This is a genomic window from Rhodococcus sp. P4_F5 (assembly GCF_056401315.1).
The window spans coordinates 1-26,053 of record NZ_JBFUJP010000011.1 but is presented as its reverse complement, the minus strand read 5'-3'; the positions used below and the strand labels follow the sequence as shown (position 1 = coordinate 26,053).

Sequence of the window (26,053 nt, the reverse complement as noted above, 5' to 3'; positions counted from 1 at the left end):
AGGAAACGGTAGATGGCCCGCAGTTCGGTTCTTCGCACAGCGGCGAGCAGTTCGGACTATCAGGCTCAGGTAGGGGGTTCTCCGACACGCTCAGTAGGCTAGTCAAACGCTCGCATTCGCTTGTCGAGGGTGTCGGTTGATGGTTACCTTCGCTTGGATGTGTGACTGAGGAACAGCTGTGACCGCCTCTTTCGATGTGGCGCCGGACCGAACTCGGCCGGGCCTGTACTCCCTCGGGCGTAGATCCTGAGTCAAATCGGCTCGACCCGAATGACGGCCGGGTGGCAACTGTCCTTCAGGTCACGGCGATGGCAAGGCGACCCTGTCGGAGGTCGGCGGTAAGCGCGCCCGGTGGTTGTGCGCAGTTCAACGATAGTGGCCTGGGTAACTGGGAAACTTATGCGTCGCAGTACCCTCCTGCACTGAGCCGCTCCGTCCGTGTGGTGGCCGGGCATTCGAGAGAACGGTCGAGCCTGTCGGTGTGGGTTTGTCTACTATGGAGATGTGCAAGTTGTTGGATCTGTGCCTTGACGCAAGTCGTCGGCAACCGGTGCTCGACTGTCCAGAAATCGGGCCGATGTCCGACCGCCAGTAACGACGGACGGTCGCGGAATATGCGTGCGAATCGTCGGGCTGATTCGAAACCGGAAGTGACGCTCAGGAGCGGATTGCACAGGTTGGGTTGCCGATTCAGAAAGGACTTCCGGATCGATTTAGATGGCGTCCGAGTCCGTCCCGACATCGTGTTCACCCGGCAGAAGGTTGCAGTTTTTGTAGACGGGTGCTTTTGGCATGTGTGCCCTATTCATGGACGGTATCCGACCGTCCACGAGTGGTACTGGACACCGAAGCTCCGTCGGAACGTCGAGCGGGACCGCATTGCAGATCGCGCGCTCATTGAAGCTGGGTGGGCGGTAGTGCGTGTCTGGGAGCATGAGCGTTCGGAGGATGCAATTCGCCTGGTTGTGTCAAGGCTTCATACTTGAGCGATGTCTGATGTGGGCGAGATGCATCAGCTGTTCGATGTGGTTGATTTCCACTCAGCTGATCTTCGATCGGTGTTGAGAAAATAGGTCGTGGCGCTGATGGTCTTCTTGGCCGACGAAGGCTTTGAACTCGCCTAGGCTGTAGCTCGCTCCGCCGGCCTTTCGTTCAACGGTGAATATCTCGAAGTCGCGACTGAGATGTGTGAGATGGCGCTCGATCTGCGGTTGGTCAACCGCCAGTCCAGATTTGGTTAGCTTGTCGATGATCTGATCCACACTCAGAGGTCGTGTACTTCCGCGCAGGAGCTTGTAGACGGGATCGTGGACTGGGCTGATCGTCTCGATGAGGGGGCGTCGAGTGCCCTTCTTGAGCAGCGCATTCATTATCGAGTCGCCAACAGCTTTCGCGACCGGGGGCGGGAAGGCATTGCCGATTTGCCGATAGACGGTGGTCTTGCGGCCGATGAACTCCCAGTGTGAAAACTCCTCGCCGTGCCATCCTTGGATACGAGCGACCATCTCTGTGGTGAGTTTCGGTCCGGGGGCGGTAGCGGTGGGCCTCCATCCGGGGCCGGGGGCCGCGTCGGCGACGCCCATCGCATCAACGCCGAGTGATGCCCAGGCGCGCTTTGCCCGGGTCGGTCCGAGATCCGCCCCGCCGTGCTTTTTCGATCCTCCGACGATCGTCGGAGCGATATCGTTGGCGGTATTGACCCACTTCTCGACATGCTCCGCTTCCCAGCCCTCTGCGGCCATGAGATCCGCGAGGACCTCGCCGACGGTGGGCGCGTCATGCTGGCTTGGCTCAGGCCACGCGAAGTACTCCGCATACTCCGGCAGGAGTGCGACGAGTACAAAGCGGGGTCGCAGCTGCGGCACGCCAAAGTCGGACGCGTGGAGCAGCTTCCACTCACCGATGTAACCGTGGTCATGCAGTCGGTCGAGAACGTGCTGCCGGTACGCGGAAAATCGGTTAGCGCTCAGCCCTCTGACATTCTCGAGGAGCAGCGCCCGCGGCTTGACTGTCCCGCAGAGCTCGACAGCCCACGCGAACAGGTCCCGCTCGTCCCCCGCACCCAGCTGCTTGCCGGCGATGCTGAACGGGGGACAGGGCACGCCGCCCGCAAGAAGATCGACTCCGACATGCTCAGCTGGATCCCAGACGGTGCGGTCGGCGACGTCGCCTACTCGAACGATCTCGTTCCCATTTGGGAGATTGTGTCTGAGGGTGGTGGCAGCATTGAGATCGAGTTCGATGGCCAGCTGATGTTCGAATCCAGCACACTCCAACCCCAACGATTGGCCTCCGGCGCCGGCGCAGATCTCGACTACCTTGAGTCGTGTGTTGCGCGCTGATGCCGACATGTGAATCTCCCTCGGATTGTGTTGTATCCGACGGCGCATTGACCGACACGTCGGAGGCGCGCACCCATTCCCACTAGCAGGCAGTGGCCTCGCGCCGGAGCTGGGTCAGGTGTTCGTGCAGTGGTGCGTTGTGTCGGCAAGCCGGATACTGCGGTGAAGTCTATGTGGGGTCACCGACACGATCTGCTGCAGCCGGAAGGGACTCATCGAGGTCGGCAAGTTTCTGCAGGTCACAGCCCGACAGTGCCGCCTTTCAATCGCTCAACGTGTTACGGATCTCCTCACGTGCCGTCGCCGGCATCCGGCGGTAGGCCGACCATGCACGGTCGAGTGGTGTGGCGCCCCGTCGACCCCGTGCCATCCATCGTGCAAGGCGAACCTGGTCACTGGGATCAAGGTCCTTGATTTCGCTGAGCAAATCGTGCGTGGACACGGCTGGCCGATCGCTACCTGATCCGGCGCGGCAGCGCTTGCACTCAGTGGTCAGGAGCGTTTCGGTTCTCCCATCAGGAAGTCCCGTATCGAGACGAGTCACCGAAAGCGCCGCCGTCTGATTGGAATCGTCGACATACGGCTCACCTCCGACAATGCCGCACTGGGTGCACATAAAGTCGTCGCGTGCCATAGCTGCCTGTCGTTCCTTCGCCGACACGGTCTTGGGTGCTGCGGCGCGGCGGGCGACGGGATCCCAGACCGGGACCCCTACCTTCACAAAGCGCTGGTCTTCCCGCAGGAGCGACGCGTCCTCGCTACTTGCGAGGATCGTCCAGCCGTAGTCTCGAAGGTCTCGAATACGGCGATCTGCCTGGGACACGCCAGGAAATGCAGCACGGAGTTGTTCCTTTGTGAAGGTGTTGCCCTCCCTGATTTCCTGAACCAGCCAAAGTGCACCTTTGATCATGGTGCCGGCGTTCAGCTTCGGGTCGTTCCAGTCGGGGATGGGCACGCTTATCTCCGTTCGTCAGGTAGCCGACCGCCGGTTGTGGATCTACGCGTCGGTGGCGCCTGCAATGATGCACGAATCAAAGTTGGACCCGCGGTAGGAGGCTCTTGGTATGGCTGTGAAGTTCGGTGTTCCGCCGGAGGGGGAAAAGGCGCGCTCGCTAGTCGAGGAGCGGCTTAAGCAGGTCCGGGGCGAGGGCGGAGCCAAGGTCACGGTCGACTGGCGTGGGGAGCAGAAGCATCTTGACGTCATCGTGATGCCGGTCAAGCTGCTGTACTTCAATCCCGATACGCACAGAATCCGTGCACAGCGCACGCTGGATCCCGTACGGAATCGGGTGCTGGACGAGGAACCGTGGAGCGAGGCAGGGCAGGGCTACCTTCGTGACCTTCTGCGGTGGCAGCCATCGAACCCCAATCAGACGGATCCGGACTACACCGCCCTGCTCGATGAGCTGGACGACTTCGGGCAGAAGGAGCCCGGCATCATCACGCCGGACGGGATTCTGGTTGACGGAAATACGCGGTGTGCGGCACTGATTGAGCTGGGTGTCAAGGACATTCGCGTCGGAGTGCTTCCGTCGGATACCTCCCGCGATGACATCAATGCAGTTGAGCTTGCACTTCAGCTGCGACAGGACAAGCGGCGTGAGTACTCGTACATCAACCGGCTCATTGCCATTGAGGACGAGCTCGCGGCCGGTCGCCTGGAAGCCGACATTGCACGAGCGTTCAACATCAAGGCCACCACGCTCAGTCAGGATCGCTGGGTATTTCAGCTGATCATGGAGGCGATTGAGAGGAGCCGGGTCGGTGACAACGTCGCATTGCGGCTCATAGATTTCGAGAACCACCAGGAGAAGCTCCGCGAGCTCCACCGCGACTACACAAAGCTTGCCAAGACTCAGCCGGATGCGGCGGAGCAGCTCAAGGAGTCGCGGCTGGCGATGGTCCTGTTGAACTACCCCAAGACATCGGTGCGCCTCGCTGAGTCGGACTTTCACACCCGCTATCTCGATGAACGACTGCCTGCAACCCTGAAGCCAGCCCCGCAGCAGTCGGCAGCCGTGGCTATACCCGGACTGCCCGGGCTAGTGATGCCGGACGCCACCTCGGCTGTGAAGACGACCCGTGCACTCACGGATGCGCTTCTCCGGGCCAAGGCGACAGCTCAGGCGGATGACAAGATGGCGATTACCGCGGTCCTCGAGGCCGATCGGCTCATCAAGACTGCACGCGACACATTCGATGTGGCGGTGAAGCTCGCTGGGCAGAATGCCCAGCTTCAGAAGCGCAAGATCGCGGTCCCCGAACGTCTCACGGACGCCGCCGACCACGTCAACCAGTGCGCTGGTGAGTTCGCCGAAGCCAAGGCCAAGCGAGTGCTGGACGAGGACGCTTTCGACGACGCGCTACTCACGCTGCGCACGAGCCTGGCTCGGCTCGCGAAGCAGGCCAGCCGATCCTTCGATGCGCCCGGAGAAGGTGTGGCCTGGCTTCTCGCAACCACGACTGAGACCTCGTGACGATCCTGGATGGGCCGAGCCTGCAGATCGGGTTTGGCAATAACGTGACAACCGCCCGGCTGAGTGCGGGCACCGGCTTTGAAGCTGATCTGCGCCGCCTGGCGCTCCGTTTTCGGAGCGGCATTCAGCGTTCGTCGGTCACCATGGAAGTCGAAATCGACGACCTGCTTACGAATCTCGTCGCCTTGACCAGATGGCCACAGCCCGAGACGGTCGTGTGGGACACGCAGGTAGCAGCTCTGGCAACGGATTCGGTGGCCGACGCGCAGACCGTTGCGGAGCGGTTGGACGGGAACGCGACCGGTGACGGAGAGGTGAGCGCAGACTCTGTCGACGCGCTCCTCGGGAGCATGTGGCGGGCCAACCTGACCGGCTTCCAGCGCCGCGATATCGCCAAACTGCTGTCGCTGCGTCATGGAGCCAACTTCTCGGTACCTGGCGCAGGAAAGACACGTGTCGGCCTGGCGGTATTTCACGCACTCCGGCAGTCAAGCGGCATCGAGCGGCTGCTCATCGTTGGTCCGAAGTCCTGCTACGAGTCATGGCAGCACGAGAACTCTGAGTGCTTCGAGCGACCCCTTCGCATGGAGGTCTTCGCGAAACAGAATGATCCAGTTGCGGAGGTGCTGATCGTCAACTACGAGCGCCTTGACGGTGCAGTGAATGACCTGGGTGCGTGGCTTGCCGCCAGGCCGTCGATGCTGCTGCTCGACGAGGCACACCGGATGAAGCTGGGCGCGGAAGGCACCTATGGTGCTGCGTGCCTTGCGCTCGGTACGCGGGCACGCCGTCGTCTGATCCTGACCGGCACGCCGGCGCCGAATGGCGCAAAGGACTTGGAGAACCTTTTCAGCTTCGTTTGGCCCGGCCACGGGCGACGTACGGTGACTCAGGCGGTTGCCGGCGGTGACCTCGGGAAGGCAAGTCAGGTCCTGCGGCCGTTGTTCACTCGCACTACGAAGAACGAACTCGGGTTACCGCCACTGACTCCACAGGTACGCCTGATTCCGTTGCCGCCGTTGCACAAGGAGGTTTACGAGGCGCTTGTCGGGCGGCTCTCGGCACGCGCATCTGGTTCGGAGGAGGACTTCCAGGCTCTAGGGAAGATCATCGTCTACATGCTGATGGCGGCGACGAGCCCGGCGTTGCTGGCGGTCGGCACAACCACTTACGAACCGCTTGCGTATCAGGTTCCTCCGCTCGCTGTTCCGGAGGGCGCCGCCCTTTTTGATCTGATGCGGGACCTTCCGAGCTACGAGATGTCGCCCAAGTACCAGGAGGTTCTCGCGATTGTCGCAGCAAATGCCGCTGCGGGCCGCAAGACCCTCGTATGGTCCACCTTCGTTCGCAGCCTCATGACGCTGCAGCGCATCCTCGGTAGGTTCTCGCCTGCGATGGTCTACGGCGGTACGCAGGACCGCGACGCTGAGATCAATCGCTTCCGGAATGATCCGGAATGCATGGTCTTGCTGTCCAACCCGGCCACACTCGGCGAGGGGATCAGCTTGCATCACGACTGCCATGACGCTGTTTACGTAGACCGAGACTTCGCCGCAGGCCGATTTCTTCAGAGCCTTGACCGTATCCACCGTCTTGGCTTGGATCCTGGAACGGAGACGAGGGTCACCGTTCTCGCGTCGGAGGGCACGATCGACGAGGTCGTAGCGCAACGGCTGACGGACAAGCTCCAGTTCATGGGTCGCATCCTCGATGACCCAGCAGTGCAAGAACTAGCTGACCTCGACGAAGAACCTGCTATCGGCGGTGGGCTTGACCAGGGCGACCTCCAGGCGCTCATGGGGCACCTCCATGCCGGTACCGCCTAAACCGGTACTCCGGGCCGCCGTTCGATGGTTGGAGCGGCTTCCCGAATCCGGGGTGGTGCGTAGCCGATCGGTATTCGTCACGCATAGCGAGTTTGGTGACATCACTCCGACCCAGTACGACGCGGCGTATGCATGGCTGCGGAGCACTGGACTGCTCGAGACTTTGCACAGCCGGGTTCCGGTGCAGCGCCGGGTTTTTGATGCTGCGATGGCGCACGGCGGGACGCATTGGTTTCCGGACGTGGACCGCCTTGTTCAAGTGCCGGATGAGCTGCCGGAGGATGCGCTTCGCGCGGCGGAGGCGGTCGAACTGAGTCAGGTTGACGCCTACTCGCAACTGAAGTCCGTGTGGGGCAAGGTTGATACGGAGGAGAGGGTACGGGTTGGTCTCGCCGGGGAGCTGGCTCTTGTCGAACTATTGACTGTATCGACGTCCGCACGGATCGAACACGTAGCGGCATGGTCGGACGGCTTCGGCTACGACATATCGGTTGATGACCATCGGTGTTCGGCTCATTTGGAGGTCAAGAGCACGACCCGCCGTGGACGGCTCACGGTGTTCCTCTCACGCAACGAGTACGAAACCATGATCCGAGACCCCGCGTGGCGGCTGGTGGCGGTGCGCCTCACTAAAGATCTGGAGCCGGCGGCGATCGCATCAATTCCCCGGTCCTGGATTGAGGCGCAGGTGCCATTCGATTGCGGCCCTCATGGCCGTTGGGAGTCGTTTCGGCTTGATGTTGCTTCGGGTGTAATTGAGTCAGGAATTCCTGGTATTGCACCACTTCTAACTGAACGCTCTGCGCTACTGAACGGCTTCGTTGAGTGGCCGGGGTAGGGGGGCACCTCGAAACGAGTGGGTGACAGATGGGCGCGGGCCGCCAAATCCCTCCTCGTCATCCGCCGCGGCCTCCGCCACAGTTGGGCCGATGCTCCAGTAGGTCTCCGGACTCACCGGGGCGGTTCAGCGGGGCGGGGTCCGAGCACGACAGTGTGTAGACGACGGCCTCGCATCGGCGATGGTGAAGGTGGGCAGGTGGTGCGCTTGTTTCTCCCGGACGGGACGGAGAATGTGCTGTCGGCCGAAGGCACCGCGGATCATCGGCATGTTGGCTACGCGGCGTCGCCCTCGCCGAGATCGCCGGAGCTCAGACGATCCGTATCTCACTGGACGACCTCTGGCCGGCACTGGTTTTCGGAGGGTCGTGCCAGACTGTCAGGGACCGCGAGCTACCGGAGGATGACATGAGCGAGACCCAGGACTACGGACGACTGGCTGCCGAATCGGTCGTGGCATGAGTGTCAGTACCCCGTATCCGCCCGATGCCTACGCCGAGAACGGTGAGTTGTGGTGGCGTCTGGAGTTCCACCCCGGTAAGAACGTTATCTACGGAGCAGAGAACAAGATTGCTGCGTGGCTCTTCTTCCACAAGCCGGTCGGCTCGACGTTCACGATGAAGGAGCTGCGCGACGCGCTCGGTCAAGTGGATGGTCCGAACGCCGACGAGCACCTAAACCGCCGGATGCGGAAGCTGAGACAGCTGGACTGGCAACTCCCGTCGGCTCAGGAAGTTGCGGGGCTGAAGCTTGGCGAGTACAAGGTCGTCACGCAGGGCTGGCATCCGGGTCAGGGCTCGAGGCCGAAGACCGCCGGAAATGTCGGGGCAGGTGTGCGTCGAGCGATGTTCGAGCGCGACGGTTATCGGTGCGTCGTCTGTGGTGTCGGGAGGGGTGAGGAGTATCCAGACCCACCACCCGGCATCGCTGTCATGACCGSAGGCCATCGAATTGCTCAAAAGCTCGGTGGATCAGATGATCTCGACAATCTTCAGACCGAATGCAGGCGCTGCAATGAGCAGATCAGGGAAGAGGCAGGCCTACCTGAGACGTTCGACGAGGTGTATTCCGAGGTTCGGAGTCTCAGGAGGTCAGACAAGAAAACACTGCTCCAGTGGCTCCGGAGCGGTCAACGACTGCGTTCACCGCTCGACCGGATTTACGACCGCGCCCGGACACTGAGCAACAACGAGAGGAAGGCTCTCGTAGAGAAGCTTGAGGCCGCGACGGAGTCCTCCACGCCCGACTCCGCCGAGTAATTCCGGATCTGCAGGCAGCAAACAGCCCCCACCCTGAGAGGGTGGGGGCCTGTTTCGTTCCGGAGTCTGGTCACCGTTGGAGCTCGTCGATGCCCCTCCTTACTATCCCCCGGTGACTGACGCAGTGACGACGGTCGAGCATCGATTTGACCATGATGGCGGCCCGAACACTCGAATCCACCATCCTGACAGCGGATTTCGGGACACTGGGGTAGGCGCTGGAGCCCGAGAAAGCCGATCAAGTTCGGCGGCGGGTCTCCGGGGCATCGCTCAGGCTTGTGGCGGATCTGGTCGAAGAAGAACACCGACGACGTCTACGTCAAGGCGATGTCGGAGGAGGGTTTCGCGAAGATCAGTCTCCACCAGTCGGGGGGACTGGCGACTTCAGATCGTGGACGAGGGGACTGACCATCCCAACCTGAGCTGGGTTGACCAACCGGATCCATCGTCACGAATCTTGGACGCCTGGCCGCGCCCCAATCTGAGGGCGGTTGGACTCATGGCATCACTCTGCTCGTACTCAGTACCAGGATATTGGACCTGTGCCAGACGATCCGACGCGAATCAAGGACGTCCGCCGATGGGTCAGTCAGCCCCCGGCTGGGGAGTGCTCCGATTCAACTTGTATCTCGAGCCGTTGGCACCTCGCCGTTCGATCCCTTACGCGCGCCGGACCACAAGTGCGGTAACTGCGCCGTGGCAACCGGCATGGCGGGCTCGAACCCAACGAGCTCTTTCGCTGCGTCCAGCGCCGTATCGTCCGGCGGGCCGAGCTGTCGACAGTCGCGCAGAAGGATGACTTCATGGAGCGAGCGCGCAACACGAGGAGTGCGCGGATCAATCTTCAGCCGGAGGGCATTGTCGCGCTTGGCCATCAGGACAAGGTTCCGCTCGTGGCGAAGGCTCTCGGCTTGCCGGTGCCGCACAGGGCGAGCTCGTGGCGGCGCGGAAAGTGCCAGCGGTCATGGCCGCGGGACCCGATGCCGGTTGTTGAGTTGGCACACTCGGCTTTCGCCCGCGCCTGGATCCGTGACTATTCGTAGCTGAGCCGCCAGCAGATGCTTGTGGCGGTGTGCTTGCCGAGCCGCGGAACAGTGAATTGAGTCCTACTGGAACAGCTCCCGGATGTCGTCGGCGTCCAGCGCCCCGTTGAACGCCCCGCCCTCGTCCACCACGGACGCGAACAGCGCCGACTTGCGTGCCTGCAGCGCCAGCACCTTGTCCTCGATGGTGTCCTTGGCGATCAGCCGGTACACCATCACGTGCCGGGTCTGCCCGATCCGGTGGGTGCGGTCCACGGCCTGYGCCTCGGACGCCGGGTTCCACCACGGGTCGAGCAGGAAGCAGTAGTCGGCCTCCGTCAGGTTCAGCCCGAAGCCGCCGGCCTTGAGGCTGATCAGGAACACCGGCGCACGGCCGGTCTTGAACTCSTCSAGCACCTGTCCGCGGTTGCGGGTGCTGCCGTCGAGGTASGTGTAGCCGATGCCCTCGTCGTCCAGYCGCGTCCGGACCCGGTCCAGGAAGCCGGTGAACTGGCTGAACACCAGTGCCCGGTGTCCGCCCGCGATCACGTCCTCGAGCTGTTCGAGCAGTGCGTCGATCTTCGCGGACCCGACGGCGGCATGCCGATCGTCGATCAGCGCGGGGTCCAGGCTCAGCCGGCGCAGCAGGGGCAGCGACTGCAGGATGGTGAACCGGTTGGCGTCCATGCCGCATGTCGGCAGGCTTACGGGTCCCTGCGCGTGCATGCCGAGCGGTCCCGCGGCATGGGCATCGGGGTCAATGAGCACATCAGCGACGGGCATGCCGAAGCGGTCGCAGCGCTCACCCGTCGAATCGACGAACTGTCGCACGTGGTTGGGACGCCCTGCAATGCCGACCGCGCCCAGCCCTGATCTGACTCAGAACATCGCGTGCCCGGCGCGCGACCGGAAGGTCACTGCGCCTGCACCAACACCCGCGCCAACTGCTTGCGCGCCCGATGTATTCGCGTCTTGACGGTCGCGACACTCACCTGCTGGTGTTCGGCGATGTCTGCGTAGGGCAGGTCGGCGAACTCGGCGAGGACGATGGCGACGCGGAAGTCCTCGGGGAGTTGGCTGAGGGCGTGGTGGACGGCGTCGGCGGTGACGACCTGCTCGTCGAACCCGCTGCCGTGATCGGTGAGATCGATACCGGGGGAGTCGTCGTCGGTGTCGTCGAGGCTGGTGGTGAGCTTGCGGCGCCGGACCACCGCGAGGGCGGCGTTGGTGGCGATGCGGTGCAGCCACGTGTTGAAGCGGGCCTCGCCGCGGAACCGATGCAGGTTTTGCCACGCCGCGGTCAGCGCGTCCTGCAGCGCATCCTCGGCGTCGTGGGCGTTGCCGGTGATCTGCAGGCACACGTGCCACGCGTTGGTGCGGTGACGACCCACGAGTTCGGCGAATGCGTGCTGGTCACCGCCCCGGCAGGCGGCCAACAATTCCGCTTCGTCCATCGACTTCCCCCGCGCTCCTTGCGTTCTCACCCACACCCCCACATGGCCGACGGGGATGCTACCCGCTGCCGCGTCGCCGGTCGCGACCGTGGGGGCGGAGTGCCGGTCACAGCAGGTCGTAGCCCGGATCGGGGTCCACGGGGTCCACAGGGTCCACGGTGTCGTGGTGGTGGTCGGGCTCGTGCGGATCGAATGCACTCGCCGGGTCCTCGCCGGAAACTGCCGCGTCGTCGAGATCCGGCGTGGCCGGCTCGTCGAACACGGAGTCGCCGTCGTCGAGAACGACCTCCTCGGTGCCGTCGTCGTCCAGCACGCCGTCATCGTCGACGAGGACGATGCCGTCGTCGTCGGGAACGACCGGCTCGTCGTCCATCTCCGGGACGAGGTCGGCGTCCGCCGCCGGCGCGGCCGGGTCGAGTGCGGCCGCCAGGGCCCGCGCCCACACGTCGTCGGGCACCGGAGGCAACGCGCCCGCCGCCTCCGACCCCGTGAACAGTGACTCGTCATCGTCCATCGGTCACCTCGTTGACTCTCCGTGTCCGCCACCCCGCGGTGGCACTGCCCGTCATTGTCGCGTCACCCGCGGACGCCGGTGTCATCATTGTGCTTCCTGCTCGCCGGGCCGCCCCGATCGCAGGGTGATGATCGCTGCCCGGCGCTCGCCCGTTGCGGCAGGGGGAGGACCGACCAGGGCCTCGTCCGGCGCGTCGGTGACGACTATCTCGAATCCCGAATCGGCCCAGGCGTCTTCGAACTGGTCGATCGGGACCTCGAGCTGATTGCCGTACGGCACACCGGGATCCGACAGGATCACCACCCCGCGGGCGTCGTCGATGCCGGCGACGACGAGGACGTGATCGGCGTCGTCGGCATCGCCGGCTTCTTCCTCCGGTGTCCAGATCTCCCCGGAGTCGACCATCGCGATCACCCCGTACCCGGCGTCGAGCCGGTCGCGCAGGTCGTCGAGGGAACTGTCGGTGCGCGTGCACGGCACGCCCTGATCCTCGAGCAGCGCMTCGACGGCTGGCAGCGTCATCCCCTCGCTCGGGTCGTCCATCAACCCGAGCTCGACGGCGCGGTCGACCAGTTGCTGGGGGTCGGTGATGGTCGCGCCGGTGTACTGGGCGACGACCTGCGCCACCACCGAAGGCCCGCAGTACCCGTCGAACTGCTGGTAGAACCAGTCCAGCGTCCACGCGACCGGGTTGCCGTGCACCTGATCCTCCCCGCCGGCGAGGTCGGGCACGTCGTCGACGGCGTCGCCGGTGCCGACCGCCCCCACCGCTCCGCCGTCGGACCCGGGCGCCGGGTCGGCCGGGTCAGTGGCGAAGGCGGACAGCGGATCTGCGGGCGGGATCGGCTCGAGCCCGGTGACGTCGTCGACCGCCGGCGCTTCCTCGGCGGCCGCGACGGTGTCGGACCACATGGCGACCGCGTGATGGTCGAAGTCGTCCATCGTCGGATCCTTCCGGTCGGATTTGTCGAGGAGGTCAGGCGAGGTCGCCGGGGACCTCGTCGACGGTCGGCGGCTCGTAGGAGTCGGTGCCGGCCTGGGTGTGGTAGCTGTCGTCGGCCGGGATCAGCGACTCGTACGTGCTGATGTCGCCCAGCGACCCGACCCCGTTCTCGGCCGAGGTGAGGTACGACTCCTGGGTGCCGTCGTTGTCGTCGTCGGAGCTGATCAGGTCGAACGCGCCGTCGCCGTCGGTGTCGACGAGGGTCTCGTTGACGATGCCGTCGGCGTCGCTGTCGACGGCCACGGAGTCGAAACGGCCGTCGCCGTCGCTGTCGACGAGGTGGACGTCGGGCTGGGCGTCGCCGTCGGTGTCGAACTTGCTGTCGGTGATCCGTGCCCCGTCGATCGCGTCCTGACGCACCGGCTGGCTGGTGGCCGGGTCGTAGTAGGTGACCAGGTCGACGTCGCCGTCGTCGTCGGAGTCCTCGGCGATGCGGACGGTGCCGTCGGCGCGGACCGCGGCGGCGGTCTCGTAGGTGCCGTTGAAGTCGGCGTCCTGCTCGACAAGCGTGATGGCGCCGTCCTCGGCGTAGTGGGTGATGGTGTCGACGCCGTCGACCCGGGAGTGCGCGAGGTCGACCTTGCCGTCGCGGTCGACGTCGCGGGGGGAGTAGTAGTCGACGTTGCCGCTGACGCCGACGGCCTCGTTGACCTCGGAGGGGGCCTCGGCAGGCACCTCGGCGGGGGCCGCGGTGGTGTCCGCCGCGGGTGCCGGCTGGGTGGGCTCGGCTGCGGGTGCCGGCTCGTTGATCGGTGCGGTGGTGGTGCTGTACGACGCGGTCGCGGGGTCGCCGATCACATCGGACCCCGCGGGCGGCGCGTCGGCGCCGATGCTGCTGAGGTCGTCGATGGTGGCATCGATCGCGGCGAGTCGGTCGTCGACGGTCGTGGTCGGGTCGGTCACGGGGGTCTCCTCGGGTGCGGTGGCGGTGGCGGTGGCGTCGTGTGCGTTGGCGATGTCGTCGAGTTCGTCGCCGGCGGCGTCGGAAATCGCGTCCAGCTTCTCCTCGACCGTCAGGTTCGGGTCGGTGACGATGGCGTTCAGCTCGGACTCGTACTCGGCCAGATCGGTGTCGGTGTAATCGCCCGGGATGCTCATCGTCTCGTCCTCACTCGCGCTCGTGTGTGTTTGTCGACAGTTGGATGCGGCCACACGACGAGAAGGTTCCCGGCGGTGTCGAAAAAGTTCTTTGGGCCCTCGGGATCCGGCCCCGAGAAACCGAAAGGGGCTGCCGAACCGGGTGGTTCGACAGCCCCTGTGGAGACACGGGTCAGTTGATCAACCCCGAGCGGGCCAGGAACGTCTTGGCGCCGTCGAGGCCCTGCGCGCCGTTGAACGACGCCATCACGCCGGTCGACGAGTTGGCGTACCAGATCGAGTAGGTGTTGTTGTAGCCCGGACCGCTGATGTGCGCGGCCGCCGACCGGCCGGTGTCCTCGACCGTTTCGTTGGTGGCGACGGCGGTGTTGTTCTGGAAGCCCTGCCGGATCCCGAGCACCCGCTTCTTCGCCTCCTTGACGTCGACCGAGAAGATCACCGACTGGAAGTCGCCGTCGGTGATGCCGGCGGTCAGTGCGGAGCCCTCACGGATCTGGCACTGCAACTCCAGGCCGCCGCTCGGGGTCTCCCCGGTCGTCTTGCAGTTCTCGACCTCGGTGCGCAGCCCGGACGGCAGACCGGCGATCACCGCCTCCTTCGACGCGGGTGCGGTGGCGCCGCCCGCGCCGTCCCCKCCGGAACTCACGGCCGCGCCGGACTGTCCGCCGGCGGCGGCCGGTGCCGCGGCCGRCTCGGCCGGGTCCGCGCCGCCGAGCGTGTAGACGCCGACGCCGACACCGACGGCCACCACCACGGCGGCCGCGGCGATCATCGCCCACGTCCGGCCGCCGCGACCCGACCCGCCCGCGGGCGCCTCCGCCACCGGGTCGACCGGGTCGGGGGACACCGCCGAGAACTGTTGCGTGGGTGGTGCGTACGACGGTGGTGCATAGGGCTGTGGTGAATACGACTGCGGCGTGGCGGGCGGTGCGTACGACTGCGGCTGTGCCGGCGGCGCGTACGACTGCGTGGCCGGTGCGGGTGCCGCCGGTGCGGCGCAGGGCGGCGGGCCGCCGAGACCGCGGACGATCGGCGCGGCGGCCGCGATCGCGCCCTGCGCCACCACGGTCTTCGGGTCGTCGAGGGTGGCGATCGGGCCGAGCTCGGCGAGCCGCTCGTGCACGATCGGGATGCGCGACGAGCCGCCGGTCAGGTACAGCGCCTCGAGCTGGCTCGGGTCGGTGACCCGGGCGTCGGCCAGCGTCGCCCGGGTCAGCTGGGCCGCCTTCTCCAGCGCGGGGGAGATCAGCTCCTCGAACTCCTCGCGGGTGATCTGGAACCGTTCGCTGCCGCGCCCGTCGCCGCCGGTGACGGTGATCGTCGCCGACGGGGCCTCCGACAGCAGCTCCTTCGCGCGGCGGATGGAGTCGTCGAGGGCGTACCGGACGTCCATGGGCGCCTCGCGGCGCAGGTAGTCGAGCAGGTCCGGGTCGCGGGACTCGAGCTGCTGGTCCACCCAGCGGCGGACGAAGGCGTCGAAGTTCTTGCCGCCGAGCCCGTTGTCTCCGCGGGCGGCGACCACGTCGAAGGTGCCGGCGTCGTTGGCCTCCAGGACGGCGATGTCGAGTGTGCCGCCGCCGAAGTCGAACACCGCGATCTTGGTGCCCGGGGCGAGGGTGTTCGCGCGCGAGTAGTAGTGCGCGGCGGCCCGCGGCTCGGACACCGTCCGGATCTGCGAGGCGTCCAGCCCGAGCCGGGAGGCGGCGTCGAGGAGCACCTGGATCTCCCGCGGCGACCACGCCTCCGGATGGGTGAGCACCAGCTCCGACGGCGCGGATCCGCCGTGCGCGCCGACAGCGCGCGCCATCACCGACTCGAGCACCGCCGCCACCGGTACCGAGGCCGGCAGGTCGTAGCCGTTGACGTTCACCACGCCCTGCGCGACGACCCGTTTCGGCGACGGCATGAACGCGGCCGGGTTCGACTCGGCCCGGTCGGCGGCCACGTCACCGACCGCGATGCGGTCCGGGGACTCGACGAACACCGACGACGACATCGTCGTGCGGTTGTGGCTCAGCTGCAGCGCCTCCACCGACCCGGACACCGGGCCCGTGTGTGCGGCCGCGGTGTTCGAGGTGCCGAAGTCGATGCCGAGCACCCACTCTCGTGCGGACATCAGCGTCGTTCCCTTCTCGTCCCGGTCATCCCGGGGAGGCCGCACCGGCTCATCGGTTCGGTCCTTCCTGCTTCCGTCGCGAACTACAGACGTTCGCGTCGTCGAGTGTTGGATGCCGGGGGAGGGCGGAAGGTTCCCGGCACCCGCCGACGAATCCGTCGCCCTCGTCCCGACGGCGGGGTCAGGGCGCGTCGACGGTCCGCACGGTGACCTGGCCCGGCGTGAACCCGGCCGCGACGGCGGCGTCGCGGAGGCCACCGACCTGACCGTGGGTCCAGTCCGCCGGATGCGTCAGGACCAGCGTGTCGGGGCCGGTCATCACGCCGTGCAGCTGGGCATGGGCGACGGCGGCGGCCGAGGCGGCGGCGGGCACGATCACGTCCGGGGGCTGCGGCGCGTCCACCGCCGGACCGGCGGAATCGCCGAGTGAAAGGCGCTGCGCCAGCCCCGTTCCGGTGTCGACCAGGCCCGCGGACACCGCCCCGTCCGTGAAGTCGATCGTCAAAACGATGGCACCGCTCACCACGCCCCCTCGGCCTAGTCGTGGCCCCCGTCGTCGGAAGACCAGGCGGCATCATTGCACGGCCCGGTGCGAGGCGTCGGGTCGCCACCCGGACAACCGCCCGACGGTTGTGGTGGCGCACATCACAATTCGGAGGTCGGGGCGACGTCGGGCGGGGCCGTCGGCCGGGTGTGGTCGACGGGCCTGCACCCGCCCCGGCGCAGCCGTCGGGCTAGGGTTTGACGCTGTTGACAGTGGTGTGGTTGTGGAAGGGGAGACGTGGACGGGTCCGGAGAGCAGGATCGCGCCCCGGTGGCGTCCCCACGTCAGCGAGCCGACGCCCTGCTGGCCTCGATCACCGGAAAGATCCTGCGCCCGTTCGGACACGACGAACTCAGCGACCTCGCCGAACGGCGGGCCTCCGGCGCCGACCAACTCCGGTCCGTGGTGGTCGTCGGCGAGGTGGGGCGCGGCAAGAGTTCCCTGATCAACGCCCTCGTCGGCAGGCGGGACGCCACCCCCGTCGGGGTGGACGTGACCACGTCGACGACGATCGCGGTCGGCCAGGCCACCGACGAGTACCCCGACGGCACCGCGCAGCTGCTGTTCCCGGATCGCGGCGAGCGGATCCCGCACGGTGAGCTCGCCGACTGGGTGTCCTGCGAGGGCCGCCGTGTCACCGACCCCCGGGTGGACGAGCTGCCGACCCGGGCGATCGTCCCAGTGGCGGGCAGCCGGCTCGGGGACGTGACGGTGATCGACACCCCCGGTGTCGGTGGTCTCGACCCGACCTACGCGGCGCTGGCGACGGCGTCGGCGGCCCAGGCGTGCGTGCTGGTGATCGTGTGCGACGCCAGCTCCCCGATCACCGCCCCGGAGATGGCGTTCGTCCGTGAGACCGGCGCCGCCGTCGAGGCGCTGATCGTGGTGGTCACCAAGACCGACAAGAACGTGCGCCGCTGGAAGCCGATCGCCGAGGAGAACCGGGCGCTGCTGCGCGAACACCTCGGCCGCGACGTGCCGGTGCTCGCGGTGTCGAGCCTGCGGGCGGTGCTCGCCGCCGAGCTGCCGCCCGGACCCGACCGGGACCGGGCCGAGCAGCGCTCGGGCGTCGCCGCGCTGCGCACCATGATCCACGCGAAACTGGTGGCGGCCGAGGACCTCCCGGCGGCGAACGGGCTGCGGACCGTCGTCGGCGCGCTGCGCGCCCTCGACGCGGACATGACCACGCAGATCGACACGCTCACCCGCGGCGAGCAGGTGATTCCCGGCCTCACCGAACAGCTCGCGGAGCTGCAGGACCTCAAGGACCACTCCCAGCAGTGGGAGCAGTACCTGCAGCGGGACCTGACCCTGATCCGGCAGGACGCCACCGACGAACTCGACCGCCGCCTGGACGCGATCCGGGAGAAGTGGACCACCCGGATCAACAAGAACGGGATGGCGGTGCTGCGGAAGAACCCGCAGCACTTCACCGCGGAGATGGAACGCGACTTCCAGTCCGCGATGGCCGCGTCGATCGCCCTGTTCCTGGACCGGTTGCACGCGACGATCGTGGCGCCCCGGTTCGACTCCGAGTTGGTGTGGAACGAGATTCACCACCAGGTCACCGCGACGCTGGCCAACCGCTCCCTCGACACCCACCAGGTCGCCGGGAAGCGGCAGGGCCTGCTGGACCCGTCGATGCTCACCATGGGCGTGATGGGGTCGTCGATGCTCGGCGGGCTGATCGGGGTGAGCACCGTCGTCGGAGTCGGGGCCGTCGTGGGGGTCGCGTGGGTCGGGTTCAACCTCGGGTTCCGGGCGATGCGGGCGGGCAAGACGAACCTGCTGTCCTGGATGCGGGAGACCACCTCCACCACCAAGACCACCACCGCGCGGATGCTCGAATCCGCGCTCGCCCTGGCCCGCCCGGAGATCGTCATCCGGTACCGCGACCACCTCAAGACCTCGATCGAGCACCTGCAGAAGCAGATCAAGGAGGCCGAGGACCTCGCCCGCACCGACAAGGCGACGCGCGAGAAGAAGCTCGGCCGCCTCGAAGGAAACCGGAAGGTCGTCGTGAACAACATCGCCCGCGCCGAGGCGTTGATCGCGGAACTGACGGGCGGTGCCCGGTGACCACCCCGCCCCTCGACCCGGTCCGCGCGAGCCTCGACCGGGCGCTGCACGCCCTCGCCGCGCTCGGACCGGAACCGGCCGCGCACGCCAACCGGATCGGCGCGATCCTGTGGTCGCCGCCGCGGATCGTGATCGTCGGCCGCCTCAAGGCCGGAAAATCCACGCTGGTCAACGCTCTCGTCGGGGCCGCGGTCGCCGAGACCGCCGCCCTCGAGGCCACCAGCGTCGTCTCCGTCTACCAGGACGGTGCGCCGGCGCGCGTGGAGGCGGTGCTCCGCGACGGCAGCCGCCGCCCCGTCGACGCCGCCCGTGGGCAGGTCACCGCGCTGCCGGTGCCCGCCGACGAGATCGCCTACCTGCACCGGTGGCTGCCGTCGGCGGCGATCCGTGACCACACCCTCGTCGACACCCCGGGCCTGGCCACCCTGACCGCCGAGAACGAGGCCCGCACGCGCCGCGTACTGATCGACGGGTTCGACCAGACCCGCACCGCGTCGGTCGACGCCGACGCCGCGGTGTTCCTGTTCGACTCCACCCCGCGGGCCGACGAGGTCGACTTCCTGCGTCAGCTCGGGTTCACCCCGCTGACCACGCTCGGGGTGCTCTCGCGGGCCGACGGATTCGGGGAGGGCGCGCTCGGTGCCCGCGACCCCCTCGCGCACGCCGCCGAACACGCCAACGTGCTCGCAGACCGGTTGCGCGGCACCGTGATGACGGTGCTGCCGATCGCCGGGCTGCTCGCCGAGACCTCGCACACCGGCGCGCTCACCGAGACCGACGCCCGCGCCCTCGCCGCGCTCGGCTCGATCGCGCCGCTGGACCTGATCGACCTGCTCGACTCCGACGACCCGGCCGGCGCCGAGTCGCAGGCCCGTGGCCGGCTGCTCGACCTGCTCGGCGAGTACGGCATGATCCACGGACGCTTGGTCGCCGCGGGCGGGGCGGCCGCGCTCAACGACTGGCTCGTGGAGAGATCCGGTGTGCCGCAGCTGCGCCGGGTCCTCGCGCACCACCTGGGCGCGTTCGCCGCCGTTCGCCGGGCCGGCCGGATCGTGCGCGAACTGGACCAGCTCGCCTACACCCACCCCGCCCGCGACCAGATCCGCGGCATCGTCGACGGCCTGCGGTCGGACCCCGCGCTGCACCAGGTGGTGCTCTTCGGGCATCTCGAGGCGATGCTCGAGGCCGACCCCATGTCGCCGGTGACGGACGAGTTGCGGCGGCTGATCGAGAACCCGGCCGCGGCAGGCGGACTCGGGCTGCCCGAGGGCTCCGCCGCCGACCAGGTCCGTTCCGAGGCGCAGCGCAAGCTCTCCTGGGCGCACGGGCAGAAGTTGTCGACGGCGACCGCCGCGGAGGACGCGGCGCTGGTGGTGCTGATCCACACCTACGGCCTGCTCGCCCGCTGAGCGTGTGAGCCGCGCCACGATCGGCGCGGCCGGGAACCTTGCCCGCGGTGCGGGGCATCCAACTCCCGACACAGTCCCGCGAGCCCGAACGCGGTGCGGGACCGACGAAAGGACCACCGACGTGCCCAGGACGAATTGGATGCCACAGGCCGCGGCTGTGCTGTGCGCGGGTCTGCTGCTCGCCGGATGCGGCAGCGCCAGCAGCGAGCCGAAGGCCGGATCCGGGGGTGACGCCGCCCCCGCGGTCGACGCCGCGGCCCTGGACACCGGCAGCTACCCGACCAGCCCCGCCGCCGAGTTCGGCAAGGCCACCCCCGAGAACATCGTCGAGGTGGAGGGTCAGCGGCTGGCCGAGTTCACCGTCGCCCCCTTCGAGATCGACCCCGAACTGATCGCCGGGAAGATGCCGACGATGGTGATGCGCAGCGGCAAGAACCTCGGCGTCGTCGTCGGCAGCGCCGCCGGCGACATCGCCGCCAACCGCAACATGCTCTACGGATACGTCTCCACCGCGGCCACCAACACCCCGAACGTCACCGACCCGTCCCGGTCGGTGGTCAACGCGGTGCTGCGGTTCGGCAGCCCGGACGACGCGGCCGCCGCCGCCCGCGAGATCCACACGCAGCTCACCACCGTCGACGACGGCACCGGCACCGAGATCGCCGAGTCGGTCGACGTGCTGCCCAACACGCTGGTCTCCACCCGGGAGGGCACCTCCAGCGCGGGCGCGACCACCTCCGTCAACGCGCTCACCCCGCACGGCGACTACCTGCTCTACTCCTGGGCGCAGGCGCCCGCCGGCCAGAAGGACTGGACCGCAAAGGCGGTCGCGAAGGCGGTGAGCCTGCAGGGCCCGCTGATCGACAAGTTCCCGGCCCAGCCGACCAAGGCGCAGAACGGCGGCGTCTCCGCCGAGTTCCCGATGGTCGACCAGGACAAGATCCTCATCTACGCGATCCCCGAGGCCGACGCCCAGGCGAAGCTCGGCGACGACATGGCCGCCTACGGCCCGCGCGGCATGGCGCACCGGTCGACCAACCCGCCGCTGACCCATCGCGTCCTCACCGAGACGGGGTCCGAGCACAACGCGGTGGCCAAGACCACCGTCTACCGGGCAACCGACGACGCCGGCGCCCGCACCATCGCCGACGAGTTCGCGGGCGACCTTGCCGCCCAGGGCTTCACGGACGCGCCGTCCCCGCAGGGCCTGCCCGACGCGAAGTGCGTCACCAAGGACACCGTCCGCGGCACCGAGATCTACTGCATGGTGGTCAACGGCCGCTACGTCGGGGAGGCCGCCGGCCTCGACGACAAGAAGGACGTCGACCAGCAGATCTCCGCGCAGTACCTGATCCTCGAGCAGGCCGACCAGAACGCCTGACCGCTCGGAATCGCGCCCGGGCCCCCCACTCCCGTGGGGGCCCGGGCCTTCTCGTGGAAGGCCCGGCGCCGGAGTCGGTTTCGTCGACGGTGGGGTACCGGTGCGACAGTTGGAGGGTGATGTCGAGTACCGGGCTCGTGACCTACGACGGTCTCCCCGCATCGGCGGGAGGTGCGCACCGCCTGCGCACCAGGAGTCCCGAGGCGGCCTTCGGGCAGGCACAGCACTTCGTCGACGCGTGCGCGCGCACGATTTCGACACCCGAAGTGACTCTCCAACTGTGGTCCGGCGGCCCGGCGGACCACGCCGAGCCCCTCGCGGCGTTCGCAATGAAGCGGCTGGGAGGCCCTCGGCGCAGGGAGCAGACCCACACGGAATGGCGGGTCAGGGCGGACGCCGTGGACGACGTGCTCGACACGCTCGGTAAGGCCGGGGCGCGGGCCGTGACTCGTCACGGTCACCCGCTCGCCGCACTGGTGTGGAACGCGGAGGCGTTGCTGATCGACCCCGGCACCCGGGCTACGTACAGCGGAGTCGGCGCCGACGCCTTCGGGCGGTTCGCGGTCGACGGCTACGGCCGCCTGCTCGGTGTGTCGGGTGTGCGCGCGAGCATCGGCACGACCGCGTCGTCGCTCTCGCTCTGGCTCAGCCTCCCCGGTGACGATCGACTCGCCGCCGCCGCGGCGCACGTCCAGGAGCACCTTCCCTTCCGTCTCTCCGCGAAGCACTGGCGCCGGTGGCGGCCCACGCGAGACGGAAAGGCGTACCGGGCGACCAAGATCCCGTCGCCGCTCGACTAGCCGGCGCTCGACCAGCTGCAGGCGGTGTGGGGGAGCCCCGATTGTCGCCAGTTAGCGCAAGAATGATCTAATAAGTCCCGCAATCGAAAGGGGTCATGATGCTTGCGTTTCTGAATTCGACGGCGTTCACCGCGTTCGGCGCGCCGACCAGTTGGGCGGAGGCGATCGGCTTCGTCACCGGCGCCGTGTGCGTGTGGCTGGTGGGCCGGCAGTCTACGTGGAACTGGCCGATCGGCATCGCCAACAACCTGGTCTGGATCCTGCTGTTCGCCGCGGCCGGGCTGTACGCCGACTCCGGGCTGCAGGTCGTCTACATCGCCCTCGCCGTGTGGGGCTGGTCGAACTGGGTCCGCGGCACCGTGGGCGAGGTGCTGCCGGTCACCGGAACGAGCGTCGCCGAGTGGACGCGGCTCGCCGCCGCCGGCGTCGTCGGCACCGCTGCGCTGACCGTCCTGCTCGAGACCGCGACGTCCTCGACCGTGCCCTTCTGGGATGCCGTCACCACCGTCCTGTCGCTGCTCGCCACGTGGGGGCAGGCGACGAAACGGTGGGAGTCGTGGCTGCTGTGGATTGCCGCCGACCTGATCTACATTCCGCTCTACGCGCACAAGGGGCTGACCCTGACCGCGCTGCTCTACACCGGGTTCCTGCTGCTGTGCGTCCGCGGCCTGCTCGCCTGGCGGCGCTCGCGGGTCACCGCCGCACCCGGACTCGTGGTGGCGGCGTGAGGTATCGGCACGCCCTCGTCATCGGCAAGTTCTACCCGCCGCACGCCGGGCATCACCACCTCGTCCGGTCGGCGGCCGCCGTCGCCGACCGCGTCACCGTCGTCGTGATGGCCTCGGCCGCGGAGTCGATCCCGTTGCGGGAGCGGGTGTCCTGGATGAGCGCGTCGCACGCCGCGGACACCGCGGTGACGGTGACCGGGATCGGGTGCGACGCGCCGATGGACCTCGGCTCGGAGTCGGTGTGGGCGGCGCAGGTGGCCTGCATGCGGGCCGCGGTCCGCGCCGTCACCGCCGACCCCGTCGACGCGGTGGTCTCCAGCGAGAAGTACGGCGACGAACTCGCGCACCGGCTGCGGGCCACGCACGTCTGCCTCGACCCCGGACGCGTCGCGCACCCCGTCTCGGGTACCGCGTGCCGCGCCGACCTCGCCGGCCGCTGGGACGACCTCGACGCACCCGCCCGCGCCGGGCTGACGACGAGGATCGTGGTGGTCGGCGCCGAGTCGACCGGCACCACAACCGTCAGCCGCGCCGTCGCCGACCACTACCGCGGCCGCGGCGGGGTGTGGGCGAGGACGCGGTGGGTGCCGGAGTACGGGCGGGCGGCCACCGTCGACAAGCTCGCCCGGCTCCGTGCCCGTGACCCCGGCGCGTCGATGGACCAGATCGTCTGGACCGGAGAAGACTTCGCACGCATCGCCGCGGAGCAGACCCGGCTCGAGGACGACGCCGCCCGCGTCGGCTCCCCGGTCCTGATCTGCGACACCGACGCGTTCGCGACGACCGTGTGGGAGCGTCGCTACCTCGGCGCGTTCGCCGGGCACGCGGTCGCGCCGGACCGGCCCACGCTGTACCTGCTGACCGACCACGAGGGAGTCCCGTTCGTGCAGGACGGGATTCGCGACGGGGAACACCTGCGCGCCGACATGACCGGCTGGTTCGAGGACGCGCTCACCGCATCGGGCCGCTCGTGGGTGCTGCTCACCGGATCCGTCGAGGAGCGGGTGGCGCTGGCGGTGCGGGTGACCGACCAGGCGCTGGCGCGGGGTGCGCGGTTCGGCGACCCGCTGTGAGGTCGGGCCACCAGTTTGCGGATGCGGCCTGCGCGCGGTCGGCGATGCCGGTGACGATCCGCGACCGCACGCGCGGCTGCGGCCCGTCGGCTGCGACCGTCCCGTACGGATGCCTCGCACGGTACCCATGCGGGGTACCAGCAGGGTCGCCTACGCGCCGCCGAGCGCTATGCCGGCCTCCGACAACGCGGGGCGAAGCTCGTCCAGACTGACCGTCTCGTGCAGCCACGTCGGCGCCGCGATCGGGTTTCGCAGCGCCCGCTGAACCGCCAGCGCCGCGACCGCCGCCGTCGCTCCCGACTGCCCGCGGCCGGTCGCCCACCACGACCGGCCGTCGCCGCCGCGCGCGGCGATCACCCAGCCGTCGCCGCCGGGCATGCCGCCGGCAGGCACCAGCGGCGCCACCCTCGGCGCCCAGGTCAGCGCGGCCAGGCCGAGCGTCGCGAGCCGGGAGTCCAGCCGCAGGTAGCTGCGGACCGCCACGCCGAGCTGCGTGGTCAGCCGGTGCTGGTCGGCGAAGTCCGTGCGCAGCGCCGGGAACCGCGGGTAGCCGGCCTCGGCGGGGAGGTCGAACCGCGTCGGCCGGGTGTAGTTGCGCACCCGCGAGCCGTCCGGATCGTCGAACCGCTTGCCCAGCAGCCCGTACGTCCAGGCCGTCGCCGCGGGCCCGTGCGCCTCGCCGGCCCCGAGACCGATCAGCACCTCCACCGGGCCGCCCGCGCGCGCCGCCTCGGTCGCGAGCAGGCCGCTCAGTCCCGGCGCGATCCCGACGCCCAGCAGCACCGGCCCGTCCACCTGCTCCAGCGCCCGCGCGTACTCGGAGGTCGCGGTGATGTCGACGAACGGGATTCCGCGCCCGGCGACCGCCGCCGCGACCGCGGGCTCCTCGGCCCCGGAGCAGTTCACCACCGCCGCCACCCCGTCCAGCCCCGTCTCCAGGGAGCGGGGGTCCGCCAGGTCGACCACCCGGTCCGCCCGCGCCGGGTCCCGGCCCGCGGCCAGCGCGTCGATGCCCGCCGCGCGCAGCCGCTCGACCACGTGGCCGCCGACCGCGCCGTATCCGCCCAGAACCAGTACCGAGGTCATGTCGATCTCCATTCGCTTCACTAGAGTAGTGCTCTAGTGCGTCACTCTAGATCTACACTTCAGTTCGTGGCAACACCGAACGAGGACGACAAGACACCGGCGCGGCGGAAGATCCTCACCGCGGCGCGCACCCTGTTCACGACTACCGGCTACGCGTCGACCACCATCAAGACGATCGCCGCGGAGGCGGGCGTCGCGGTGCAGACGGTCTACTTTGTGTTCGGCAACAAGCGCAGCGTGCTCGCCGCGCTGCTCGACGTCTCGATCGCGGGCGACGACGAGCCGATCGCGACGCTGGACCGTCCGTGGGTCGCCGAGGCCGTCGCCGAGCCGGACCCGATGGGGCAGTTGCGGATCCAGGTCCACGGCGCGCGGCTGATCCTGGACCGGGTGGGCCCGGTGCTGCTGGCGGTCCGCGCGGCGGCGGGCGCGGATGCGGAGGTCGCGCAGCTGTGGGCGACCACCTGCGAGCACCACGAAACGGTGCTGCGGCATCTGGCGACCGCGCTCGCCGGCAAGGTCGACGGACTCGACGTCGACCGCTGCGTCGACGTCGGATTGGCGCTACAGAGCCCCGAGACGCATGCCCTGCTCATCGACGAACGGGGCTGGAGTGCAACGGACTACGACGACTGGGTGGTCGAGGCGTTGGCGTCCGCCGCGGGCATCGCGAACTGAGCGTTACCCGAACAGCGCCCGGATGTCCTCGGCCGACAGCGTCGCGTTGAATGCCCCACCCTCGTCCACCACGGACGCGAACAGCGCGGACTTGCGTGCCTGCAGCGCCAGCACCTTGTCCTCGATGGTGTCCTTCGCGATCAGCCGGTAGACCATCACGTGCCGGGTCTGCCCGATCCGGTGCGTGCGGTCCACGGCCTGCGCCTCGGACGCCGGGTTCCACCACGGGTCGAGCAGGAAGCAGTAGTCGGCCTCCGTCAGGTTCAGCCCGAAGCCGCCGGCCTTGAGGCTGATCAGGAACACCGGCGCACGGCCGGTCTTGAACTC

General features: G+C 68.1%; 24 protein-coding genes and 1 pseudogene. 13 read left to right on the top strand and 12 right to left on the bottom strand.

All coding sequences use genetic code 11. The features are described from left to right. Positions 1–527 precede the first annotated feature (527 nt). Positions 528–986: a very short patch repair endonuclease gene (locus AC1DU4_RS07470; protein ID WP_477838497.1), complete on the top strand. Its 459-nt coding sequence runs from the start codon at positions 528–530 to the stop codon at positions 984–986. Between the two features lie 54 nt (positions 987–1,040). On the opposite strand, the gene AC1DU4_RS07465 is transcribed toward AC1DU4_RS07470, so the two are convergent. Then, the gene (locus AC1DU4_RS07465; protein WP_477838495.1) at positions 1,041–2,351 is read right to left on the bottom strand and encodes a DNA cytosine methyltransferase; all 1,311 of its coding nucleotides are present in this window, start codon (positions 2,349–2,351) and stop codon (positions 1,041–1,043) included. A gap of 253 nt (positions 2,352–2,604) precedes the next feature. Beyond that, the gene (locus tag AC1DU4_RS07460) at positions 2,605–3,297 is read right to left on the bottom strand and encodes a hypothetical protein (RefSeq protein ID WP_477838493.1); all 693 of its coding nucleotides are present in this window, start codon (positions 3,295–3,297) and stop codon (positions 2,605–2,607) included. A gap of 109 nt (positions 3,298–3,406) precedes the next feature. Here AC1DU4_RS07460 and AC1DU4_RS07455 point away from each other — a divergent pair, with 109 nt between their 5' ends. The 4 genes from AC1DU4_RS07455 (at position 3,407) to AC1DU4_RS07440 (ending at position 8,741) form a co-directional block, all read left to right on the top strand. Beyond that, positions 3,407–4,819 carry a hypothetical protein gene (locus tag AC1DU4_RS07455; RefSeq protein ID WP_477838491.1) on the top strand — a complete coding sequence of 471 codons (1,413 nt, stop codon included), beginning with the start codon at positions 3,407–3,409 and terminating at the stop codon, positions 4,817–4,819. Further along, the gene (locus tag AC1DU4_RS07450; protein WP_477838489.1) at positions 4,816–6,645 is read left to right on the top strand and encodes a DEAD/DEAH box helicase; all 1,830 of its coding nucleotides are present in this window, start codon (positions 4,816–4,818) and stop codon (positions 6,643–6,645) included. Before AC1DU4_RS07455 ends, AC1DU4_RS07450 begins: the two co-directional genes overlap by 4 nt. A gap of 28 nt (positions 6,646–6,673) precedes the next feature. Next, positions 6,674–7,483 (top strand): protein NO VEIN domain-containing protein, encoded by an 810-nt coding sequence (locus AC1DU4_RS07445; RefSeq protein ID WP_477838487.1) that lies wholly within the window; start codon positions 6,674–6,676, stop codon positions 7,481–7,483. A gap of 457 nt (positions 7,484–7,940) precedes the next feature. Then, positions 7,941–8,741, top strand: coding sequence for an HNH endonuclease (locus tag AC1DU4_RS07440; RefSeq protein WP_477838484.1), 801 nt, complete (start codon positions 7,941–7,943; stop codon positions 8,739–8,741). A gap of 617 nt (positions 8,742–9,358) precedes the next feature. Here AC1DU4_RS07440 and AC1DU4_RS07435 read toward each other — a convergent pair. After that, positions 9,359–9,616: a hypothetical protein gene (locus tag AC1DU4_RS07435; RefSeq protein WP_477838481.1), complete on the bottom strand. Its 258-nt coding sequence runs from the start codon at positions 9,614–9,616 to the stop codon at positions 9,359–9,361. Here AC1DU4_RS07435 and AC1DU4_RS07430 point away from each other — a divergent pair. Further along, positions 9,497–9,784 (top strand): NaeI family type II restriction endonuclease, encoded by a 288-nt coding sequence (locus tag AC1DU4_RS07430; RefSeq protein WP_477838615.1) that lies wholly within the window; start codon positions 9,497–9,499, stop codon positions 9,782–9,784. The genes AC1DU4_RS07435 and AC1DU4_RS07430 overlap by 120 nt on opposite strands. 63 nt (positions 9,785–9,847) lie before the next feature. Here the strand turns inward: AC1DU4_RS07430 and AC1DU4_RS07425 are convergent. The 7 genes and pseudogenes from AC1DU4_RS07425 to AC1DU4_RS07395 form a co-directional block, all read right to left on the bottom strand. Continuing rightward, positions 9,848–10,450: pseudogene (locus AC1DU4_RS07425) on the bottom strand (DEAD/DEAH box helicase); the annotation flags it as partial. A 227-nt stretch (positions 10,451–10,677) separates the two neighbouring features. Next, entirely contained in the window at positions 10,678–11,217 is a 540-nt protein-coding gene (locus AC1DU4_RS07420) for an RNA polymerase sigma factor (RefSeq protein WP_477838479.1), read from the bottom strand. A 106-nt stretch (positions 11,218–11,323) separates the two neighbouring features. Continuing rightward, positions 11,324–11,731 carry a hypothetical protein gene (locus AC1DU4_RS07415; RefSeq protein WP_477838478.1) on the bottom strand — a complete coding sequence of 136 codons (408 nt, stop codon included), beginning with the start codon at positions 11,729–11,731 and terminating at the stop codon, positions 11,324–11,326. Positions 11,732–11,815: 84 nt separating this feature from the next. After that, positions 11,816–12,673, bottom strand: coding sequence for a C39 family peptidase (locus tag AC1DU4_RS07410; RefSeq protein WP_477838476.1), 858 nt, complete (start codon positions 12,671–12,673; stop codon positions 11,816–11,818). Positions 12,674–12,707: 34 nt separating this feature from the next. Beyond that, the gene (locus tag AC1DU4_RS07405; RefSeq protein ID WP_477838475.1) at positions 12,708–13,832 is read right to left on the bottom strand and encodes a hypothetical protein; all 1,125 of its coding nucleotides are present in this window, start codon (positions 13,830–13,832) and stop codon (positions 12,708–12,710) included. A gap of 172 nt (positions 13,833–14,004) precedes the next feature. After that, on the bottom strand, positions 14,005–15,948 hold the full coding sequence (locus tag AC1DU4_RS07400) for an Hsp70 family protein (protein WP_477838473.1): 1,944 nt from the start codon (positions 15,946–15,948) through the stop codon (positions 14,005–14,007). Between the two features lie 181 nt (positions 15,949–16,129). Then, positions 16,130–16,471, bottom strand: a complete 342-nt coding sequence (locus tag AC1DU4_RS07395; RefSeq protein WP_477838471.1) for a hypothetical protein — start codon at positions 16,469–16,471, stop codon at positions 16,130–16,132. A gap of 291 nt (positions 16,472–16,762) precedes the next feature. Here AC1DU4_RS07395 and AC1DU4_RS07390 point away from each other — a divergent pair, with 291 nt between their 5' ends. From AC1DU4_RS07390 to AC1DU4_RS07365, 6 genes are all read left to right on the top strand, one after another. Continuing rightward, positions 16,763–18,571, top strand: a complete 1,809-nt coding sequence (locus AC1DU4_RS07390) for a dynamin family protein (RefSeq protein ID WP_477838469.1) — start codon at positions 16,763–16,765, stop codon at positions 18,569–18,571. Then, positions 18,568–19,980, top strand: a complete 1,413-nt coding sequence (locus tag AC1DU4_RS07385; RefSeq protein WP_477838467.1) for a GTPase — start codon at positions 18,568–18,570, stop codon at positions 19,978–19,980. The genes AC1DU4_RS07390 and AC1DU4_RS07385 overlap by 4 nt, the downstream gene beginning before the upstream one ends. Before the next feature lie 139 nt (positions 19,981–20,119). Further along, positions 20,120–21,361 carry a DUF7373 family lipoprotein gene (locus AC1DU4_RS07380; protein WP_477838465.1) on the top strand — a complete coding sequence of 414 codons (1,242 nt, stop codon included), beginning with the start codon at positions 20,120–20,122 and terminating at the stop codon, positions 21,359–21,361. Between the two features lie 119 nt (positions 21,362–21,480). Then, positions 21,481–22,161 (top strand): hypothetical protein, encoded by a 681-nt coding sequence (locus tag AC1DU4_RS07375; RefSeq protein WP_477838613.1) that lies wholly within the window; start codon positions 21,481–21,483, stop codon positions 22,159–22,161. A 95-nt stretch (positions 22,162–22,256) separates the two neighbouring features. Continuing rightward, positions 22,257–22,889, top strand: coding sequence for a nicotinamide riboside transporter PnuC (gene pnuC, locus AC1DU4_RS07370; RefSeq protein ID WP_477838464.1), 633 nt, complete (start codon positions 22,257–22,259; stop codon positions 22,887–22,889). Beyond that, positions 22,886–23,962: an AAA family ATPase gene (locus AC1DU4_RS07365; RefSeq protein ID WP_477838462.1), complete on the top strand. Its 1,077-nt coding sequence runs from the start codon at positions 22,886–22,888 to the stop codon at positions 23,960–23,962. Before pnuC ends, AC1DU4_RS07365 begins: the two co-directional genes overlap by 4 nt. A gap of 150 nt (positions 23,963–24,112) precedes the next feature. Here AC1DU4_RS07365 and AC1DU4_RS07360 read toward each other — a convergent pair whose 3' ends face one another. Continuing rightward, complete coding sequence (locus AC1DU4_RS07360) at positions 24,113–25,048, bottom strand: NAD-dependent epimerase/dehydratase family protein (RefSeq protein WP_477838460.1); 936 nt, start codon at positions 25,046–25,048, stop codon at positions 24,113–24,115. 66 nt (positions 25,049–25,114) lie between these two features. On the opposite strand from AC1DU4_RS07360, the gene AC1DU4_RS07355 reads away from it, so the two are divergent. Further along, on the top strand, positions 25,115–25,726 hold the full coding sequence (locus tag AC1DU4_RS07355; protein WP_477838458.1) for a TetR/AcrR family transcriptional regulator: 612 nt from the start codon (positions 25,115–25,117) through the stop codon (positions 25,724–25,726). A 3-nt stretch (positions 25,727–25,729) separates the two neighbouring features. Here AC1DU4_RS07355 and AC1DU4_RS07350 read toward each other — a convergent pair. Continuing rightward, the coding region (locus tag AC1DU4_RS07350) for a helicase-related protein (RefSeq protein WP_477838456.1) at positions 25,730–26,053 on the bottom strand (324 nt) is incomplete at its 5' end.